Annotated in this window: 16 protein-coding genes; 5 read left to right on the forward strand and 11 right to left on the reverse strand. The window is 56.0% G+C overall.

All coding sequences use genetic code 11. From position 1 onward, the window contains the following. Window positions 1-402: 402 nt before the first annotated feature. Window positions 403-840 carry a hypothetical protein gene (locus ACFQUU_RS01625; RefSeq protein ID WP_382241662.1) on the reverse strand — a complete coding sequence of 146 codons (438 nt, stop codon included), beginning with the start codon at window positions 838-840 and terminating at the stop codon, window positions 403-405. Between the two features lie 390 nt (window positions 841-1,230). On the opposite strand from ACFQUU_RS01625, the gene ACFQUU_RS01630 reads away from it, so the two are divergent. Beyond that, window positions 1,231-2,367, forward strand: coding sequence for a sensor histidine kinase (locus ACFQUU_RS01630; RefSeq protein WP_382241665.1), 1,137 nt, complete (start codon window positions 1,231-1,233; stop codon window positions 2,365-2,367). A 396-nt stretch (window positions 2,368-2,763) separates the two neighbouring features. Here the strand turns inward: ACFQUU_RS01630 and ACFQUU_RS01635 are convergent, their stop codons facing one another. Beyond that, complete coding sequence (locus tag ACFQUU_RS01635) at window positions 2,764-3,489, reverse strand: esterase/lipase family protein (RefSeq protein WP_382241668.1); 726 nt, start codon at window positions 3,487-3,489, stop codon at window positions 2,764-2,766. 229 nt (window positions 3,490-3,718) lie between these two features. On the opposite strand from ACFQUU_RS01635, the gene ACFQUU_RS01640 reads away from it, so the two are divergent. Beyond that, window positions 3,719-4,222, forward strand: a complete 504-nt coding sequence (locus tag ACFQUU_RS01640; protein WP_382241671.1) for a phasin family protein — start codon at window positions 3,719-3,721, stop codon at window positions 4,220-4,222. 974 nt (window positions 4,223-5,196) lie between these two features. Here ACFQUU_RS01640 and ACFQUU_RS01645 read toward each other — a convergent pair. After that, the gene (locus ACFQUU_RS01645; protein ID WP_382241674.1) at window positions 5,197-5,535 is read right to left on the reverse strand and encodes a GYD domain-containing protein; all 339 of its coding nucleotides are present in this window, start codon (window positions 5,533-5,535) and stop codon (window positions 5,197-5,199) included. 71 nt (window positions 5,536-5,606) lie between these two features. Further along, window positions 5,607-6,335 carry a hypothetical protein gene (locus ACFQUU_RS01650; RefSeq protein ID WP_382241677.1) on the reverse strand — a complete coding sequence of 243 codons (729 nt, stop codon included), beginning with the start codon at window positions 6,333-6,335 and terminating at the stop codon, window positions 5,607-5,609. A gap of 442 nt (window positions 6,336-6,777) precedes the next feature. Here ACFQUU_RS01650 and ACFQUU_RS01655 point away from each other — a divergent pair, with 442 nt between their 5' ends. Then, window positions 6,778-8,175 carry an amidase family protein gene (locus ACFQUU_RS01655; RefSeq protein ID WP_382241680.1) on the forward strand — a complete coding sequence of 466 codons (1,398 nt, stop codon included), beginning with the start codon at window positions 6,778-6,780 and terminating at the stop codon, window positions 8,173-8,175. 93 nt (window positions 8,176-8,268) lie between these two features. Here the strand turns inward: ACFQUU_RS01655 and ACFQUU_RS01660 are convergent, their stop codons facing one another. From ACFQUU_RS01660 to ACFQUU_RS01680, 5 genes are all read right to left on the reverse strand, one after another. Then, complete coding sequence (locus tag ACFQUU_RS01660; RefSeq protein WP_382241683.1) at window positions 8,269-8,976, reverse strand: ABC transporter ATP-binding protein; 708 nt, start codon at window positions 8,974-8,976, stop codon at window positions 8,269-8,271. Next, window positions 8,966-9,700, reverse strand: coding sequence for an ABC transporter ATP-binding protein (locus ACFQUU_RS01665; protein WP_382241686.1), 735 nt, complete (start codon window positions 9,698-9,700; stop codon window positions 8,966-8,968). The genes ACFQUU_RS01660 and ACFQUU_RS01665 overlap by 11 nt, the downstream gene beginning before the upstream one ends. Beyond that, window positions 9,697-10,716, reverse strand: a complete 1,020-nt coding sequence (locus ACFQUU_RS01670) for a branched-chain amino acid ABC transporter permease (protein ID WP_382241689.1) — start codon at window positions 10,714-10,716, stop codon at window positions 9,697-9,699. Before ACFQUU_RS01670 ends, ACFQUU_RS01665 begins: the two co-directional genes overlap by 4 nt. Window positions 10,717-10,741: 25 nt before the next feature. Further along, window positions 10,742-11,596 carry a branched-chain amino acid ABC transporter permease gene (locus ACFQUU_RS01675; RefSeq protein ID WP_382241692.1) on the reverse strand — a complete coding sequence of 285 codons (855 nt, stop codon included), beginning with the start codon at window positions 11,594-11,596 and terminating at the stop codon, window positions 10,742-10,744. Between the two features lie 142 nt (window positions 11,597-11,738). Next, window positions 11,739-13,025: an ABC transporter substrate-binding protein gene (locus ACFQUU_RS01680; RefSeq protein ID WP_382241695.1), complete on the reverse strand. Its 1,287-nt coding sequence runs from the start codon at window positions 13,023-13,025 to the stop codon at window positions 11,739-11,741. A 393-nt stretch (window positions 13,026-13,418) separates the two neighbouring features. Between ACFQUU_RS01680 and ACFQUU_RS01685 the strand changes: the two genes are divergently transcribed. Together ACFQUU_RS01685 and ACFQUU_RS01690 are read left to right on the forward strand one after the other, a co-directional pair. Beyond that, entirely contained in the window at window positions 13,419-14,183 is a 765-nt protein-coding gene (locus ACFQUU_RS01685; protein WP_382241699.1) for an SDR family oxidoreductase, read from the forward strand. Window positions 14,184-14,552: 369 nt separating this feature from the next. After that, window positions 14,553-15,296 (forward strand): MBL fold metallo-hydrolase, encoded by a 744-nt coding sequence (locus ACFQUU_RS01690; protein ID WP_382242170.1) that lies wholly within the window; start codon window positions 14,553-14,555, stop codon window positions 15,294-15,296. Between the two features lie 152 nt (window positions 15,297-15,448). Here ACFQUU_RS01690 and ACFQUU_RS01695 read toward each other — a convergent pair whose 3' ends face one another. Together ACFQUU_RS01695 and ACFQUU_RS01700 are read right to left on the reverse strand one after the other, a co-directional pair. Beyond that, complete coding sequence (locus tag ACFQUU_RS01695; protein ID WP_382241702.1) at window positions 15,449-15,868, reverse strand: response regulator; 420 nt, start codon at window positions 15,866-15,868, stop codon at window positions 15,449-15,451. A 314-nt stretch (window positions 15,869-16,182) separates the two neighbouring features. Continuing rightward, complete coding sequence (locus tag ACFQUU_RS01700) at window positions 16,183-17,622, reverse strand: NAD-dependent succinate-semialdehyde dehydrogenase (RefSeq protein WP_382242173.1); 1,440 nt, start codon at window positions 17,620-17,622, stop codon at window positions 16,183-16,185. Between the last annotated feature and the right edge of the window lie 635 nt (window positions 17,623-18,257).

Genomic DNA, 18,257 nt, shown 5'->3' on the forward strand with positions numbered 1-18,257 from the left:
AGAATATCACCGAACAATTGGATTAAGTGAAGGTGACTCCATTCTTTGAATGTCGGCTTTCGAGCATCGAGTAACTATTAAGACAGTCTGGTTATGGCCATGCGCGGCAGGCGATCCGCTGCGCACCGTTGGCTGGTGTCGACCCACAGCCGACTCTCGACCTTCTCTATACCGGACGGTCAACGTGTGTAACTGGAAATCGATAGCTTTATGCTGTCATTCCAAATCCGAAGGTGGATTTAAGGAGACGCTGAAGAAAGCGAACGTGCGCAATACTGGATCTTCTTGCGAGAACCGGAAAACCTGTTGTTCGACTATTGGGAATATCACTAAGTAGACTTCGATGCCGACATGGCGAAGCCGATCCGAAAACCCGGCGATGGTGGAGCGTTTGCAGGCCCTCTATGGTCGGCGCATTCGCGTCATCAATTCGAAATAGATGGCTTCGGTGGTGGTGATGACTTCCGGGACAATTGCGTCGTGTGCCTGCCCCTCGTTGTAATCTTCAGCCAGGTTCTTCCATCCTTTCGCCGCCGCAAACATGCCGAACGCTTCCGGTGCTTCCAGCACGATCAAGCCTGCATCTTGCAGATCATCGCCGGCAAGGCCGAAATCCGGTCCGACATAGCCGACGCTGCGCAGTCGGGATATGATTTGCCTGATTACAGCCGCGTCTTCATGCAGGCTGTGTTCTTCATCACTGGAAGCCAGGGCCGCATGCACATCGATCAGTCCATACCCTTCATCGTAAATGTACACCGAGGTAATACGATGCACACGACCCGCTGAGTCGGTCAGGTCGAAGGGGCCGCTCAGGTGGATCGTGTAATCATTACTCATCACTATTCTTTTCTCCTCGATTTTCATTGCTGCAATGAGCCGTGATCAATATACATCCATCAAAACTCGATCGTTGTCCTGGCTGGCCTAAACCGGCTGTCCTAATCAGGCAAACCCAAAGAAGTGTTCGATAAATGGATTCACGCCGCTTTTCATGCTTCGCAAATAAAAAGGTTTTTATATCCCTTGGGGAACACGATTATGTCAGGACATGCAGAAATACTCTCTGCTCTCGAAATACAAACGCGTAAATGGGGAAGCCTGCTATCCTGAAAAAGACTTATGACAGTTGGCGGTGTCTGAAGCAGTATATCTGCTTGCGCTTGCCGAGACGGTAAAGGTAAGCAATCGAGCTTTCGATTCTGGACGCGATCAAAAGGTGGTGCAATCATGATGTACGAGTTCCTTCTAAATAATCGCACCGCCCTGATAGAACGATGCAGAGCAAAAGTTGCCCAGAGGCCAAAACGAGCTGCAACGCAGCAGCAACTGCAAAACGGTATACCGATGTTCTTGAACCAGCTAATCAAAACTCTGCACATAGAACAGGGTAAGGATCCCATGGAAAGCCGAAAGGTGTCTGGGCCAGCCGGTGGCTCCGGAGGTCTGCCTGTGAGCGAAATCGGTCTGTCGGCGGCACAGCACGGTCATCAGCTGTTGAAACTCGGATTCTCGGTGGATCAGGTGGTGCACGATTACGGAGATCTCTGTCAGTCGATTACGGATCTCGCATTCGAGCGTGACGCGCCCTTCTCGGTAGACGAATTCAGGACGCTTAATCGTTGCCTGGATAATGCAATCGCCGATGCCGTTACAGAGTTCAACTATCAGCGCGACTCCATTCTGGCCGACAGGCAAGCCAACGACCTCAGGGAGCAACTCGGGAATTTTGCCCACGAACTGCGCAACCTCCTCGGTACGGCTTCGCTGGCATTTACTGCCGCAAAGGCCGGGAATTTGACCCTGACAGGCGCTACCGGAGCGGTTCTGGAAAAAAGCCTGTTAGGACTTGGCGCCCTGATCGACCGCACTTTGGCAGAGGTTCGGATTGCTGTCGGTCCGCCGCGAATACAAACTCGATTTCCGCTTGCGGCGTTCATTGCAGACACAAAGAATGCTGCGACCCTGGAAGCCCAGGCGCGCGGATGCAGACTCCTGGTTTCCGATGTCGATCCCCTGCTGGCTGTCGAAGCGGACCGCGATCTGCTATTCGCCGCAGTAGGAAATTTGCTCCAGAATGCATTTAAATTCACGCGCCCGCATACCGATGTCAGCCTGAATGCGCATGCACTCGGGGATCGCATCCTGATCGAGGTCGGTGATCACTGTGGAGGCCTGCCGCCAAGGAGCAGCGAAACGCTGTTCTCACCCTTCCATCAACAGAGTGACGACCGATCCGGACTTGGACTTGGACTGTCAATTGCAAGGCAAAGTGTCGAGGCTAGTTCGGGAATATTGAGCGTACGCGACGTACCGGGAACTGGATGTGTTTTCACAATCAGCCTGCCCCGATATTCGGCCCAATGAACTGTGCGGCATTGCGTACCTACGACGGTCAATCGATTGATATTGTGGTCCGACCAAGCCTTGCTAGTGATCAAATGGCAAAGTTAAAAAGGTGAACAGGCACCTTGGGTTGGCACTCGCGGCAATTGAACGGCCACAACCAGTCTTGGGCACCAGTACAAGGCCATGTCCTCAATATCTGCTTCTGGCCGAATACCGCGCTTGCTTGACAGTATGGTGCTGACTGCTTTGCACTACGTTCAAGCCCTTGGCTAGACGTCGGTGACAGACATAGGCAAGACGCAACCCTAACCTGTCTCTCGCGCTGTCCAAGCAATTAGTTTGCAGCACTTCTTCCTGCAATGTTCGTTGGATGAAAATTCATCCTTTCAGTGTTCTAGACAATGTTCCACACCTCTATACCTTTGGACCTCTATCCCTATGAACATCTTGCGGCCTGCTTGCCAGCTGCCCCTTGGTGCTGCTGGCAAGCAGTTCAGCGATAATCGACAGCACCTCCGGGTGATGCACTAAGCCCATATGACTCACGCCATCGAGTGCGATGGCATGATGGTTGGGCAAAGCGGTGGGTACACAGCCTTGCCATGCCACTACTCCATCAGACTTAGAGTAGATCGAGAATGCTGGCACCGCGGCAACTGCGTCAGCGTCGATATCGCTGAGGTTGACTGGTGCAGCGCCAATGTGGTGCAGTTCAGCATAGGGGGTGCCGAGTGTGATGATCTGACGCACGCAAGCTGGATAGCGTTCCAGTAGCGCTCGTGCATACAGGCCACCCAGACTCCAGCCAACTAGCGTCACGGTACGACCGTCTCGTGCTGCTAAGCTCCTCAATTGCTTCGCCAGCCGCGTAATCCATGCGTCCAGGTCGCCGCTTGGTAGCTGGTTGATGCCTTGTTCCCAATCATGGACTTCATAATCGAGTTGCTGCAAGCGTGTGCGCAACATTGCGGTGGCACCCCCAGACGCCCCGAGTCCCGGAAATACGATCACGGAATGCCCATCCCCTTTTGGCAGACGCTCGAGTGGAAGGGCTTGCCCTGCAAAAAAATCCATCATTGAACGCACTGGTTCGAAGGCGAACAGCATTGGAGAGGACGGTTGAATGTTAGTGATATGCATAATGCTCCATGGAAGCTCAGCTGAGCATTGAATTAAGATTGTCCAGTATGCTGCGACGCAGTATAAAAGGGTAATTTTTATTTAAGTAATTGGCTAGAATAAGATTGAACTTATGTCTATGCTGCATCGCACAAATATATATTGAACGTTTGACCAGATGCCGGTTCAGACCTTGTGTTAGCCCCTTATGCAGATAATCGTTTGCATAAAATGTTTCTTAGGAATACTTATGAATAACTTCTTCGCGTCATCATCTTCGCCCGCCGTAAAAGCTCAACTTGAGGCGCAATTTGCCTTCTATGCCGATGTGTCGAAAAAAATGTTCGACAGCATGCAAAAGCTGAATGAGCTCAACATCCAGGTGGGGCAAACGTTGATGGAAGAAACTCTGTCGACCACTCGGCAAGTGCTGCAGGCCGATGACCGTACCGAAGCCGTATCGATTGCGGCTGGTCAGGCACAGCCTGCAGCAGAGAAAGTCCGCGCCTATAGTCAGCATGTGCAAACCATTCTCGCTGAAGCTCAGGTTGGCATAGCGAAGACCGCAGAAACGCATATCCCGAACGCCACCCGCACTGCAGAGGCAGTTGTTCAGGAAGTCGCCCAAAAGGCATCTGAGCAGACTGCGAAGGTGACCCAGCGTCAGAAAGAATCACTGGAAAAACTCACCACGCCGATTCGTGGAGCTGGTGAGCGCAGTTCTTCGTCTAGCGGTACTACGCGCCCGCAATAAAGCTTTTTCGGGACGCATGTAGGCAAAAGGCCGCGGCAATTAATTGCCGCGGCCTTTTTTCGACAGTGCGGTGGAGACGTTCTTTGCCAATTCATATTTTGTGTTGAGCGAAATAATAAATGGTGTTTGCTATTCATATCCAGTCAGCGCATTGTGTACCCATCCAACGCTTCTTCTCGTCCGTCTTCGCATCGGCATTTCCACTCTCAAACAGACAGACGACTCCACTGAAGGAGCCGTCATCAGCGTCCCCGCCACTGATGACTTGGGCTTTAGCCTGAGTGCGTAATCCTAGAAGATTTATCCGACCTGTCACGCGTTCTCGGCAATTTTCTAATCCCCGCGCGGTTTATTACGTCGTAGCGGCACACTATAGGAAGGGATTGTGATTCTGTCCTGCTTCAACGTCGCGTACAAAGTCAGAGGTTGGGAGAAACTCGAGAACGAAGCCAGGCAGGTCATGGCGAACAACGAGGAGGAAGCACGTGCAAAGGTATTACTACAAGTACTTGCGTACAGAGATACTGCACCAGAAGCCATAGTACTCAGCACCCCTCCTGAGGCCGTGCTTTCACCCCTGGAATACAAGTGCCGGTCGGGGTCGCTGGTCGACTAGAGAGCGGCTCTTTTTTGAGATGACTACCGTGGCTTTTTGCACTGGAATCAAATGGACCCTTATAGGGCACTAGCGCTCAAAACAAGAGCACTTTGGAACGCCTATGTGTAAAAGCAACACCAATTGTGGAAGGTCTTCGACCGACCGGTATTGGCCGACATGCGCCTTAGGCGATAAATGACAGCGGCCGCTCTACACCGCATTTCTGGGCGTGCGCTTACGAATCGGAAACGACTGACTCAACCCGCTCCGGTCACTTGCACCATTCTCAAGTGAACAAGCGTACGTCACTGATTAGCACTTTGCCTGCTATCCACTTCCGTCAAGAGCAACTTTGTGACTCGAAGCTAGTCCCGGCTCAGTCTTTAGTTGTGTGGCCTGGGCGGCGATAGGGTACTTGTGCTGCTCCCTTCAGTGCTTCAAGGGTTTCCTCGACGGTCATAAGGACATGTGTTTCCTGTGACTTGATAGCGCCGCGGGAGGAAAGGGCAAGGGCGACGGAGGCCATCCTGACATTGTCAGGCGCTTCCCAGAGCGTATAGCCATCGTACTGGCCAAAGGCGTACCAGAAGCCGTGGAGCCTGCCGCCGACCGACTCGATGATCACGCGAGCCATATCCCGTCGGTCTTCCGGACGCTCGATCATAGCGCTCCAAGTTTCTGCCGTATAACTGAAGCGGGTGAGATATAAGGACATGGTGGCCTCCTTTCCTCATGATTCAGTGTTGATACAGCGTCTTTTCTTTGTCAAGCACAAATGAGGCTATGTTACTGGGGGACTGGCGCCGGCGTTGCCGGTGCTGAGAAAGCAACCAAGCTTAATTCGGTAAGAATCGTCATGGTTTCGCCGGCACGTACCGTCACACGCTGGCGCGAGGATTGTGGATTGAATCCTCTGACGGTAACTATCCGACTGATCGTGAGCGGTCCAAAGGGCGCTTCTGCAGTCGAACCTTTTTCCGAGAATAGTGCGCTTGTTCCCATCATGGTTTGAAACGCCGGATACTCCAGATCCGTCACTGGAGGACCGGCATACTCACTGTCGTCCGGCTTCGACCCCATGCCGATCACGTCAAGCGGGATATCAACGGAAGACTTGTTAATGACTTGTATCTTCTCGGAGATGCGTGACAAACCGCTTTCCGGCGTATCACCCTCCAGCGTGTAAATGATCCCTGCCAATACCTGGCCTGCAGGGACGCCGGAAATCCCGGGTGTATCCAAGATACCCTGAACGTGTATCTGATTCGGGCCGACATGAGCACCTGGATGTAAATGGTCTGCGTGAAAATTGAAAGTAAAGATTCCACCGGCCGGAAAAATCCAGATGTCTCCGCGGCCCTGGACGTTCCACTGAAGCACCAGAGGACGATTGTTGTTGGTTTTGTGGTATGTCAGGGTGGCGTTGCCGGAGACGGCGGTTGCAGACTGCGCCAGAGCCCAACAAGGGCTAAGCAGCAGGGCAATCACAAAAAGCAGGGTGGATTTGGTTCTCATGGGATTTCTCCATTAAAAGTTTAGAAATGTGGTTTGCTTTTTCACGAATGGAAGCGCGGCCAGCTTTCACTCCACTGCATCTGTTATTGCGCATGCGGGTCGTACTTGCAGCAAGCGTGCCAATATGCAGTGGGCGCGAGGGAGACGCTGTTAACCCCTTGAATATCCAAGGTATTCTTGTTGATGGGCTCGCGTCGAAAATGGACCAGGGCCCACATCCCCGGGTTAGGTATTGGACATTCCCGAACACTTTCGGGCGGCCGTTGGAAAACAGCCAACACGTAAATTGCTGGGAGGCCGAACATCCGTGTGGAGGTAGGGGAAAAGTAAGCGGAGTCGGCAACTAAAATTTGACCGGGCCCAGTTCAAGGGCGGTACTTTGCCTTTGTTCAAAATGACAACCGAGTTATCTGGCTACAGTGAGCCTAGAACGGAGGAAAACATGTCTAGCATATGGCGCCTGTCGGCTTCGGAGTTGGCTGCAAAAATCCAGGCAAAAGAGATCTCGGCGCGGGAGGCGGCGCATGCTGCACTGGAAAGGCTGGCTGCGGTCAACCCCTTGATCAATGCTGTGGTGGAATGCCGGCCGGAGGATGTGCTGGCGCAGGCCGAAAGCATCGACGCGGCCATCTCGCGCGGCGAAGCTCTGGGCGTCCTCGCCGGCGTTCCGGTCACGGTAAAGGTCAATGTGGATCAGGCAGGCTACGCGACCACCAATGGCGTCGCACTGCAGCGCGACCTGATTGCGCAATCGAACAGCCCGGTCGTGGACAATCTATGCAAGGCAGGGGCGATCATACTGGGACGAACCAATACACCTGCGTTCAGCTATCGCTGGTTCACAAGCAATCTATTGCACGGGAACACGCGCAATCCGCGCGATCCCGCATTGACCCCTGGCGGGTCGTCCGGCGGCGCGGCGGCAGCGGTGGCAGCGGGAATCGGACATCTTGCACACGGCACGGATATCGCCGGATCGATCCGGTATCCTGCGTACGCTTGCGGCGTGCACGGACTGCGGCCGACTCTCGGACGGGTGCCCGCCTATAACGCATCGTTACCCGAACGGGCGATAGGGCCTCAGCTTACGGCGGTCTCCGGCCCGATCGGACGTACCATTCAGGATGTGCGGCTCGGCCTTGCCGCGATGGCGGCGCCTGATCTGCGGGACCCATGGTGGGTGCCGGCGCCTTTGCAAGGTCCAGCAGCGCCGCGTGTGGCGGCGCTTTGCATACGGCCCGATGGTCTGCAGACACGGCCCGAAGTCGAGGCGGCGTTGGTTGAGGCGGCACAGCGGCTCAGGGAGGATGGCTGGCGCGTCGATGAGATTGATAATACTCCTCCGATGAAAGAAGCAGCCGAACTGCAGATTGTCCTCTGGCTTGGAGATGGCTTCGACGCAATGGAAGCCGCCGCCATCAAGGAAAACGACCCCGGTGCGCTAACCGCGCTTGCCGGGCATAAGGCGAGAGCGAAATCTCTCGATCTGTCCTCGTTCTCGCATGCGTTCACACGCAGGGCGACACTCTTGCGTCAATGGCGGCAATTTCTGGCCGACTATCCGGTACTGCTGCTTCCGGTATCGGCCGAACTACCTTTTCCCGACGGGCTTGACCTGCAAGGCGAGGCTTCCTACGCTCGTGTGTGGGACGCGCAAATGACACAGATCGGGATACCTTTCCTCGGCTTGCCGGGATTAACGGTTTCGACCGGAATGGCGGGAACGGCTCCGGTCGGCGTCCAGCTCGTTGCAGACCGGTACCGGGAAGATTTATGCCTGCTTGCCGGCGAGTCGATCGAGCGGGGTGGCGTACCGCCCGCACCGGTCGATCCGGCCTGATACGCCATGGTATGGCGTTTTCCGCTCATGCGAGAGCGCTGACACGCCGCCGTTTCGTGGCGACCTCGCGAGGTCGCCGTGCCTGAGTAGGGGTTATTCAACCCCAAGGTAAATCTGGCGGATACGGTCGTTGCTGGCCATTTCGGCCGCCGTCCCGCACTGTACGACACGTCCATGCTCCAGAACATAGACGCGGTCAGCAATGCGAAGCGCCGACTGCGCGTCCTGCTCCGCCATCAGGATGGCGACGCCGCTGTCGCGGATGGATTTGATGGCGCCGAAGATCTCCATCTTGAGGCGATGCGCAATGCCTACCGAGGGTTCATCGAGCAGCAACAGTTTGGGTGCGCCCATCAGCGCGCGGCCGATGGCGACCATCTGTTGCTGGCCACCGGACAGGGTGCTCACGATCTGCGAGGCACGCTCGCGCAAAATGGGAAACAGTTCCACCACGCGCTCGTAATCGCGGGCGATCGCATCACGATCCTTGCGTAGATAAGCGCCAAGCATCAGGTTCTTCCTGACCGACAACTCCGAGAACAGGCGGCGCCCCTCCGGACAATGGCATATGCCGCGGCCGACCACGGCATGCGCCGGCAAGGCATGCAGTGAGTCTCCGTTGAAACTCAGCTTGCCCTGGGCGGCAATCGAACGTGAAATGGCCTTGAGCAGGGTTGTCTTGCCGGCACCGTTGGGACCGAGTACCGCAATCATTTCACCGTCGCCAACGTTCAATGTCGCATCTTCCAGTGCCAGCGCCTTGCCGTAAGAGGCGGACAGGTTTTCAATTTCAAGCAGCATGTTCAGCCTCCTGCCGTCCGATATAGGCTTCGATGACGCCCGGATGGGCAACAATTTCTTCAGGCGTGCCGGCCGCGATCACCGCGCCGAAATCGATCGCCACCACGCGGGCTACAAGTTTCATGAATTCGCGTAGCTTGTGCTCGATGAGCAGGATGGTCAGCCCCTTCTCCGAATGCAGGCGGCGTATCAATGCCGACAGTTCCGCGATCTCGGAGGAGCCCAGGCCCGCAAAGGGTTCGTCGAGCAGCAGAATAAGTGGCTCAGTGGCAAGCGCACGCGCGATTTCCAGCCGGCGCTGGTCACCGTAGGATAATTGCTCCGCCGGGAAATCTTCCTTGCCCTTCAGTCCTACATCGGCAAGCAGACCACGCGCCCGGCTGTCGAGATCACCGGCGGGAACGCGCGGCCCGAGGCTTCCGACACGCACATTCTCCAGCACCGACATACCGACGAAAGGGCGGCAGAGCTGAAAAGTGCGTGCCATTCCCAACCCCACGATCTTGTGCGGCGCGAGGCCGCGCAGTGAACGGCCATTCAAGCGAATTTCGCCGCTGTCGGCAGGGATGAAGCCGGTGAGCAGGTTGTACAAGGTGGTCTTGCCAGCGCCGTTCGGTCCCAGGATACCGACGATCTCACCCTGCTCAATACTGATGCTGACGTTCTTGACGGCATGCAGGCCGCCGAATCGTTTGTCCAGGTCTTTCACCATGAGCAGACTCATGCCGTCTCCCTCCCAGATGCTGTACTGCCGATGTCACGGCGATCGGAAGCAAGGGCTCCGGAGGCACGCTTGCGCTCGAGCGAGGCCTTGCCGGCAAGCCGGTTGCGCAGCCATGTCCAGGCAGGTGCAACGAACCCGTTCGGCAGGAAGAACAGAATGGCGATCAGCACCAGGCTGTAAATCATCAGTCTCCATTCGCCGAAGTCCCGCAGCAATTCGGTCATCAGTGTCAGGAGCAGAGCGCCGCCGACCGCACCGTAGATCGACGTCATGCCTCCGACGTAGACCATCGTGATGACGGTAATCGACGTTACCACGGCAAACAGTTGAGGGCTGACCTGCAACTGGTAGTGTGCATACAAGGCGCCGCCAAGCCCGGCAAATGCTGCGCTGATCGCGAGCGAGGCAATCTTGTAGTACGTGACATTGATGCCCGCAGCAAGGCAGGTTGCTTCGTCGCCCCGGATTGCGCGAAGAATCAGCCCCCAGTTCGAGCGAGCCATGGCCAGCAGCAGCAAGGTCACGAGTGCCAGCGTCGCCAGCACCAGCCAGTAGAAGTGCAGTGGTGAACGCAGTAGCGGCTCAATGCCAGTGATGCCCTCCTCACCGCCGGTGTGTTCCCAGAAAATCAGCATCAGTCGCTGCATGATGACGGCGCCAGACAACATTGCCAGCGCAAAATATGGTCCTTTGAGCCGCAATGTCGGGAAACCCATGAGGAGGGCAAACAGCACCGCGACTACCATTGCCGCAGGCAGGCTCCACCATGGCCCCAACCCGAAAGATGTATTGAGGAAGCCTGCGGCATAGGCGCCGACGCCGATGAACAGCGAATGGCCGAAGTTCTCGCGCCCCGTCAAGCCCGACATGAAGTCCCAGCTTACCGCCCAGATTCCGTATATCGCCGCTACGGTGAGCACCCCGATCAGATATCCGCTTCCGAAAATCAAAGGAAGCACGGCGAGCAGCGCAAGCACGAAGCCCGCGCCGGCCAGATCAATCGTCTTGTCTCTCATATGTCTCCCGATGTTGATCAAGGGTCTAGAATGCGGCGCGCCTGCCGAACATGCCGGCGGGACGCAGCACCAGCATGAGCAGCGTTGCCAGCACCGATACGATCTCCGTCCACGACGTCGAGATCAGGTAGGCGACCAGCGTCTCGGCATAGCCGAGCATGAATGCCGCCAGAATGCTTCCGGGGATCGAGCCGAGCCCGCCCACCACGACGATTGCGAATGCTTTGACGAGGGGCAGCAGGTGCATCGACGGATTCACCGAGAGGAAGGGCCCGGCCATGATGCCGGCCAGAGCTGCCAGCGCAGCCGATAGCGCCATCACCAAGGAGAACACCCGATCAGCGGGGATGCCCATGTATTGCGCTGCTTCAGGGTCTTGCGAAATGGCGAGAATCGCGCTCCCCAGCCTGGACGTCTGAATAAAAAGATACAGCGCGCCAATCGCCACCGCGCCGACCGCCAGCGTCAGAAGCCGCTGCCCGGCGATATCCACGCCAGCAATCGTAAATTTCTCGTCGATGAACGCGGGCACGTTGCGGTATTCGGAGCCGAAAACCAGGAAAAGCATTTGCTCCACGATTAATGCCACGGCCAGAGAAATCATCAGTACTGCCAGCTGCGACTTTCGCATCGGGCGGATCAGGATGCGTTCGACGAGCACACCGAAAATCGCGACCGCAAGCACCGACAACGCGGCGGCCTGCCAGAGCGGCAGTCCGGCGACAGAAGTCAATGCATAGGTGCCATAAGCGCCCAGCGCGTAGAACGATCCATGCGCAAGATTGAGTATGCGGGCGACCCCGAAGATAAGCGTGAAGCCGACTGCGAGCATCGCATAGATCGAGCCGGTAACCGCACCGAATATTAGAATTTCTGACAAGGACGTCTCCCGGGCCGGAGCAGCCGTTGGCGCGCCAGCGCAAATCGGAATGCATGGAAATCCATTCCGGACACAATAGGGCAAACTGTAAATGCGAGGATCGGTATCCGGCGCCGGGCTCAGGCCCGGCGCCACTGCAGCCTTATTGCTTCATCCACGGAGGCATGATCATTTTCCCGGTCCGCAATTCCTTGGGCCACATGACCACGCGGTTGCCCTTGTCCTGCCACTGCGCGAACAGCAGGTTCATATATTTTCCGCCCGCCTTGACGTCATGAGACTCGTCATATTCCAGCGTGCCCGCAATGCCGGGCATCGACGTTTGTTCGAGTGCCTTGATGACCGCATCGGTATCGAAACTTTTCGCGCGTTCCACGGCTTGCGCATAAGCGTAAACCGAGTCATAGGCGCCGAACGCGGTATATACCGGCACGCGGCCGGTGCGTTTCTTGAACTCGTCGAAGAATGGAACTGTCTTGGGCGTCAGTGGCGCGCGGACTGCGAAGTTTGCGGCGATCTGGCTGATCGACTTGCCGCCGACGCGGTCGAAGAAATCGCCATCCTGCGATTTGACGTCGATGCCGCCGTAGGGAATCGGGACGCGCGCGTCATGCCATTGCTTGGCAAATGTGTCGCTTGATGCATGAGAGAGAATGACGATCAGATACTGGGCCCCGCTGGCGCGCACTTTCGACAGAAGCGGCGAAAAGTCCGATGTGCTGGTGTCGAAGAATTCGGTGAGCTTGATGTCGGCGCCAACTTCGCTCGCCCCCTTCTTGAGTACCGGCACCAGGTCCTGGACCCATTTGGCGTTCTCGCCAACGATGGCAATCTTCTTGAAACCCAGTTCGCCGATCAGCATGCCGGAAATGAAGTCGACCACACTTCTTGCCTGATGTGCCGCATTGATCGGGCCGGTGCGGAATATGTACTTGTAATTCTCGTAGTCCTGTTTCACCTTTGCGGTGATGGAAGGCGACGCCGCACCTATGCCGAGATAGATGGTCTTGGCTCGCGAGATGTGCGGCAACTGGGCCAGGGTCACGCCGCTGGTGTAGCCGCCAATCAGGACATCGGCTTTTTCATCGGCGGTCAATTTCTTGATCGCGCTGATGCCGGTCTCGGGATTCTCCGTTTCATCCGCAACCACCATCTCGAGCTTGCGGCCAAGAATGCCGCCCTTGGCGTTGATCTCATCCATCGCCATCTTGATCGCTTCTTGCGTGTCGCGTCCGACCTGTAGTTGCACGGCAGTCGGAACGCCGATCTTGATCGGTTTATCCTGAGCGATCGCAGGAACACCTGCCAGCGTCAGACTGGCCGCAACGGCGACCACGGCCATGCGGATGTTCATCAGAATCGGAATGCGCGAAACACGGGAAACGCGCATCGCAAGGCAGGGCGCGCCGGCCCACAAAGAATCGGTCATTTGTCTCACTCCTTCTATATTTATATATTGAAAGCCGTGACAAGCTTCGATCGCCGTCATGGCATCCCGAAGTAACGCAACCTCATTCTTCGCCGCTCTGCGAACAGGCCAACTGGAAAACGCGCGACATGCAAAGTGGCCTTACCAATGTATCATGGTAGTCGCTTCCAAGAGCTTGATTAAAGTTGCATCCGCATGCTGCGCCAGGCAATGTTTGGCCCGGCAGTTCCTATTATTGGATGCCCGGTTGATGACGAAGTTTGTTTTAAATCAAGGTCACGGCCTATAGCATGCGCCGTAGTAAAAGGCAGCGCGTAGCGGGAAGCTTCGGCAGCGCAATGCTTGATCGTCCATTCCTATAACAATGTTGAAATTGATTTCGAGGAGACAAATATGACGGTTCTTCAAGGCAGCATCGCCTGGATCACTGGTGCAGGGTCGGGAATCGGTTTGGCCGGCGCACAGGCCTTGGCCGAAGCTGGCGCAACGGTAGTGATGTCGGGGCGTCGCCCCGAACTGCTTAAAGCCGAAGCCGATGCCATCGTTGCCAATGGCGGGAAGGCAGAAATCGAGGTCCTTGATGTCACCGATTCCGAGTCAGTACGGCAGGCAAGCCAGGCCATCCTGGACCGGCATGGCCGCATCGATATCCTGATCAACAGTGCCGGTCTGAATGTACCGAACCGGTTCTGGAAGAATCAGGATGCCCGGGGCTGGAATGAAGTCATTCGTGTCAATCTTGACGGCAGCTTCTATTGTATTTCAGCGGTGCTTCCGTCCATGCGTGAACGCAAATCAGGCCTGATCATCAATATTTCATCCTGGGCCGGCAAGTACGATACCTATATGACCGGACCTGCTTACAACGCAGCCAAGCATGGGGTGGTGGCCATGACCGAGCACTTGAATCAGGAGGAATGCATCAACGGTATTCGTGCATGTGCTGTGTGTCCCGCAGAAGTCGCAACGCCGATCATGGACAAACGGCCGATACCGCCTTCGCCCGAAGAACGCGCGAAGATGCTGCAGCCGGCTGATCTCGGTCGCACCATCCGTTTCATTGCGGAGATGCCCCCACATGCATGCATTAACGAAATTACGATCAGTCCGACGTGGAATCGGATATTCCTTGGTGCGTCGGATATCAAGCGCGCCTGAGCTCGCACTACCGAAGCTCGGGAAGTACGGGAAAGCTCTTTGAACGAGGTTGCCTGAGCCGAAGTTGTCGCGCAGGCCACCCTTGTTCGCAGCGTTTCCTGCTCAATCGCTCATACCGGAAAAGCTGCGATGCCGGCTTTCCATTGAGCGGATTGGGACTGTCTGCACCTGGTATCGCTCAAATTCGGATTGTCCATGGAGGCTGTTCTTTGCGATGCATCAAGCCGGCCGGATTTGGTAAGAAGACCATATTCAAAGGCCTATCTTCTTGCCGCCCGGCATAAACTGGCGGGCTGCAAAATCGCTACCGTCTTCCCATGTTTCTCACCTATCCCACCCTCTCCTTTAGCTACTTACCTGGAGGTTGATATGGCCACTACCAATGCGTCGACCGGCACCAATGTTCATGAGATCGCTGACGGCATATATCGTATTAATACGCCGGTGGACATCGTACCGGGCGGGTTTTCATTCAATCAATATCTGATCCTTGATGACCAGCCCCTTCTTTTTCATACAGGCCCCAGAAAGATGTTTCCTCTGGTTCGCGAAGCCGTCGAAAGCGTCATGCCTGTCAGCCGTCTGCGGTTCGTTGCACTGTCACATTTCGAAGCGGATGAATGTGGTTCTCTGAATGAGTGGCTTGCTGTTGCACCGGATTCTGTACCATTGTGCAGCCGGATTGCCGCAATGGTGTCAGTGAATGATGTCGCGGATCGACCAGCCCATCCAATGGCCGACGGCGAAGAGATCACGTTAGGGAAGCATGCGGTAAAGTGGCTTGATGCACCGCATTTGCCCCATGGCTGGGAAACGGGCTATCTGATGGATACCGGAACCAAAACGATGTTCTGTGGAGACCTTTTCACCCAGGGTGGCATCGGCGCGCGTGCCCTGACCGGGGAGGATATTCTGGAGACAAGCGAGGCGTTTCGGAAGCCGCTGGATTATTTTTCGCATTCAACCAATACCCGCCAATTGATCGAAAAGCTGGCATCCGAATTACCCGACACATTGGCATGCATGCATGGGAGTGCCTGGAAAGGAGATGGAGCCAACCTGCTGCGCGCTCTCGGTGAACGACTCGTTAGCAGCTCATCGCAGCAATCGTGATTTCCTCCAGAAGGATTTGCTGAAAGGGCAGGTGCGTTCGCCCGCCCGCAAATAGCTGAATATCGCTGATTGCCGTTACGCGCCAGGTAAGATAATGGCCACCTGTACGCGTCTAACGCTGCGTCGACCGGCGTGCTTACGCTTGACGGTGGTTAGTGAATTCTGGAATCTGTATGAAAAATAAGCTTCGAGGCTACCGGCTCGAACTCATACATGTTTAGCGGTTTAACCAGATATTTGGTAATGCCCAGAAGATTGCTCCGGTATATATCCTCATCCGTCTTCGATGCGCTAAGGATAAAAACAGGGATGGCGGACAAATTAGGCGTAGTCCGAATCTGTTTAAGGACCTCAAATCCATCGAGATTGGGCAACTTCAGGTCAAGCAAAACAAGCGACGGATTCTGAGGCTGCCTGTCAGCGTAACGGCCTTGGCAGTTAAGGTATTCCATTGCCTCTATACCATCACGCACGACGTCAATTTGTGCAGTGAATCCACACGACTTAAGCACTTTCAGCGTGAGGTAGGCTGCTGTGTCGTCATCTTCAATGAGTAAGAGGTGGGATGTCATGCCTGCATTATAACGCTACGGGCGGCGCGCAAGGATAAGTAGCGTTTCAGGGTGTCGATGTAACCCGTGACGCGTTGCTTAGCTTGTCAGATGTATCTCGTAACCTGAGATCACCAGAAGACATCATCTACCAGTCGACAGCAATTCTGGATGAAACAACCGGTATGAGCGAGGAGGACAATGGAACCATTGACCCCAAGGCGTACCGCGCTTTGCAATGACGATGGCGGCCTACGCTTGCCTCCAATCTCTATAGAACGATAGCGGCAGACAGGCTTCGCAAAGCCCGCCCCTGCCGCTACCGTTACATCGCTTTAGACATTCATCACGGCGACAGCACGCACGTTCAGGTACGCGTCCACTGCCTCTGGGCCACCTTCGGAACCATAGCCGGAATCCTTGAGTCCGCCGAACGGCATCTCGGCCGACGGCAAGGCAGGCATATTCACCCACAGCATGCCGACTTCCACCTTGCGAGCCAGCAGATCGGCATTCTTCAGCGAACGGGTAAACGCATAGCCGGCCAAGCCATAAGGCAGGCGGTTGGATTCGGCGATCGCTTCGTCCAGGGTGTTGAAGCTACGGATCGCGGCCATCGGGCCGAACGGTTCGTCGTTGAAAACTTTCGCTTCCAGCGGTACATCGGCCAGGATAGTCGGCTGCCAGAAGTTGCCACCGTCGCCAATGCGTTCGCCGCCGGCAAGCACTTTTGCGCCGCGCTCGACCGCGTCCTTGGTGAACTCTGCCATGGCGGTCAGGCGGCGCGGATTGGCCAGCGGTCCCATCTGTGTGCCTTCGGTCAGGCCATCGCCAACCTTCAGACCTTGCGCATGCTTGACGAGTGCCTGTTCGAACTCGCTGCGAATGCTTTCATGCACCAGAAAGCGTGTCGGAGAGATGCAAACCTGTCCGGCGTTGCGGAATTTGGCGGCGCCGGCGGACTTCACCGCGAGCGCGATGTCGGCGTCTTCGGCAACGATGACCGGCGCATGGCCACCCAGTTCCATCGTCACACGCTTCATGTGCTGGCCTGCCAGTGCGGCGAGTTGCTTGCCCACGGGCGTGGACCCGGTAAAGGTAATCTTGCGAATGACGGGGTGTGCGATCAGGTAGCTCGAAATCTCGGCCGGGTTACCGTAGACCAGGCCCAGCACACCGGGTGGAATGCCCGCATCGATGAAGGCCTGGACCAGTGCAGCGGGACCTGCCGGCGTTTCTTCCGGCGCCTTGACCAGCATTGAGCAGCCTGCCGCGAGCGCGGCGCCGACTTTGCGTACCACCTGGTTGATCGGGAAGTTCCATGGTGTAAACGCGGCCACAGGACCGACCGGATCCTTCAGCACCATCTGGCGGATTGCGAGGTTGTTGCGCGACGGCACAATACGGCCATACACGCGGAAGCCTTCTTCCGCGAACCACTCAATGATGTCTGCCGCAGCCAAAGCTTCCCCCTTGGCTTCGATCAGCGGCTTGCCTTGCTCCTGCGTCAGTACGCGGCCAATGCTTTCGGCGCGTTCGCGCATGAAGCCGGCGGCCTTGCGCATGATTTTGCTTCGTTCTGCCGGCGTCATGTCGCGCCAGGTTTCAAAACCCTTTTGCGCCGCTTCCAGCGCCTTGTCCAGGTCGGCGCGGCCGGCGTGCGCGACACGGCCGATTTCCTGGCCGGTAGCGGGGTTATGTACAGCAAGCGTGCGGCCATCGGCGGCATCTTGCCACTGGCCGTTGATAAAGAGTTGGGTATTCGGATAAGTCATGTTGTACTCACTTTGGCCAACGCAGGACGAGTGAATCAGCAGATCAAGCTGTCGCGCTGGATCTGGCAGGCCTGCGCGAGCTACCAGATACATGGACGCGATCAAATGGTGTGGCGGTGTGCACAGGAGAAAAGCGCTTGCCTGCAACAACGCCTTGCTTGTCGGGATACCGCTTTGACGGTTCCCGTAGTTTATCAGTGACGGGCACAGGGCGTACGACAGCGCCTTGCAGTGCAATAAACCCTTGACATCGCCTTGCGGGTTATCGCCGCACCAGAGCGAGGCGCATGATTGCTGAGCGGCTCGGCAAGGTTGAACCGAAAGAATGGTTAGCGTTCTCATAGGTGCAGTGAAATGCACAGTAAAAAAACAGTTTTGCCCTCAGCAATTTTCCGTGACATCTCTATCGTCACAAAAATCCTGCTGCCGGGAAAATGTTTTCTCGTGCCCTTTCTATCCATTTGCGCTGCTTCAAACTTGCAAAAGGGATGAAGGGAGCATGGCAATATCGGCTGCTATGATCGGTACAGTGCCGCATGCAAGCAGCGCACATCGAACTATTGCACCTGCGCTATTCGGTATTTGTTATTGCCATAATTTTCCATACAGGCCGGCGCATAGGCGCATGCAAGAAC

The organism is Herbaspirillum sp. GCM10030257 (assembly GCF_042666555.1).
In the GTDB taxonomy this organism is placed as follows: domain Bacteria; phylum Pseudomonadota; class Gammaproteobacteria; order Burkholderiales; family Burkholderiaceae_D; genus Noviherbaspirillum.

Coding starts and splice junctions, on each gene's coding strand:
- ACFQUU_RS01625 (WP_382241662.1), bottom strand. CDS start 840: ATGAGTAATGATTACACGATCCACCTGAGCGGCCCCTTCGACCTGACC.
- ACFQUU_RS01660 (WP_382241683.1), bottom strand. CDS start 8,976: ATGCTGCTTGAAATTGAAAACCTGTCCGCCTCTTACGGCAAGGCGCTG.
- ACFQUU_RS01635 (WP_382241668.1), bottom strand. CDS start 3,489: ATGCATATCACTAACATTCAACCGTCCTCTCCAATGCTGTTCGCCTTC.
- ACFQUU_RS01670 (WP_382241689.1), bottom strand. CDS start 10,716: ATGAGAGACAAGACGATTGATCTGGCCGGCGCGGGCTTCGTGCTTGCG.
- ACFQUU_RS01630 (WP_382241665.1), top strand. CDS start 1,231: ATGATGTACGAGTTCCTTCTAAATAATCGCACCGCCCTGATAGAACGA.
- ACFQUU_RS01690 (WP_382242170.1), top strand. CDS start 14,553: ATGGCCACTACCAATGCGTCGACCGGCACCAATGTTCATGAGATCGCT.
- ACFQUU_RS01640 (WP_382241671.1), top strand. CDS start 3,719: ATGAATAACTTCTTCGCGTCATCATCTTCGCCCGCCGTAAAAGCTCAA.
- ACFQUU_RS01695 (WP_382241702.1), bottom strand. CDS start 15,868: ATGACATCCCACCTCTTACTCATTGAAGATGACGACACAGCAGCCTAC.
- ACFQUU_RS01650 (WP_382241677.1), bottom strand. CDS start 6,335: ATGAGAACCAAATCCACCCTGCTTTTTGTGATTGCCCTGCTGCTTAGC.
- ACFQUU_RS01665 (WP_382241686.1), bottom strand. CDS start 9,700: ATGAGTCTGCTCATGGTGAAAGACCTGGACAAACGATTCGGCGGCCTG.
- ACFQUU_RS01700 (WP_382242173.1), bottom strand. CDS start 17,622: ATGACTTATCCGAATACCCAACTCTTTATCAACGGCCAGTGGCAAGAT.
- ACFQUU_RS01655 (WP_382241680.1), top strand. CDS start 6,778: ATGTCTAGCATATGGCGCCTGTCGGCTTCGGAGTTGGCTGCAAAAATC.
- ACFQUU_RS01645 (WP_382241674.1), bottom strand. CDS start 5,535: ATGTCCTTATATCTCACCCGCTTCAGTTATACGGCAGAAACTTGGAGC.
- ACFQUU_RS01685 (WP_382241699.1), top strand. CDS start 13,419: ATGACGGTTCTTCAAGGCAGCATCGCCTGGATCACTGGTGCAGGGTCG.
- ACFQUU_RS01680 (WP_382241695.1), bottom strand. CDS start 13,025: ATGACCGATTCTTTGTGGGCCGGCGCGCCCTGCCTTGCGATGCGCGTT.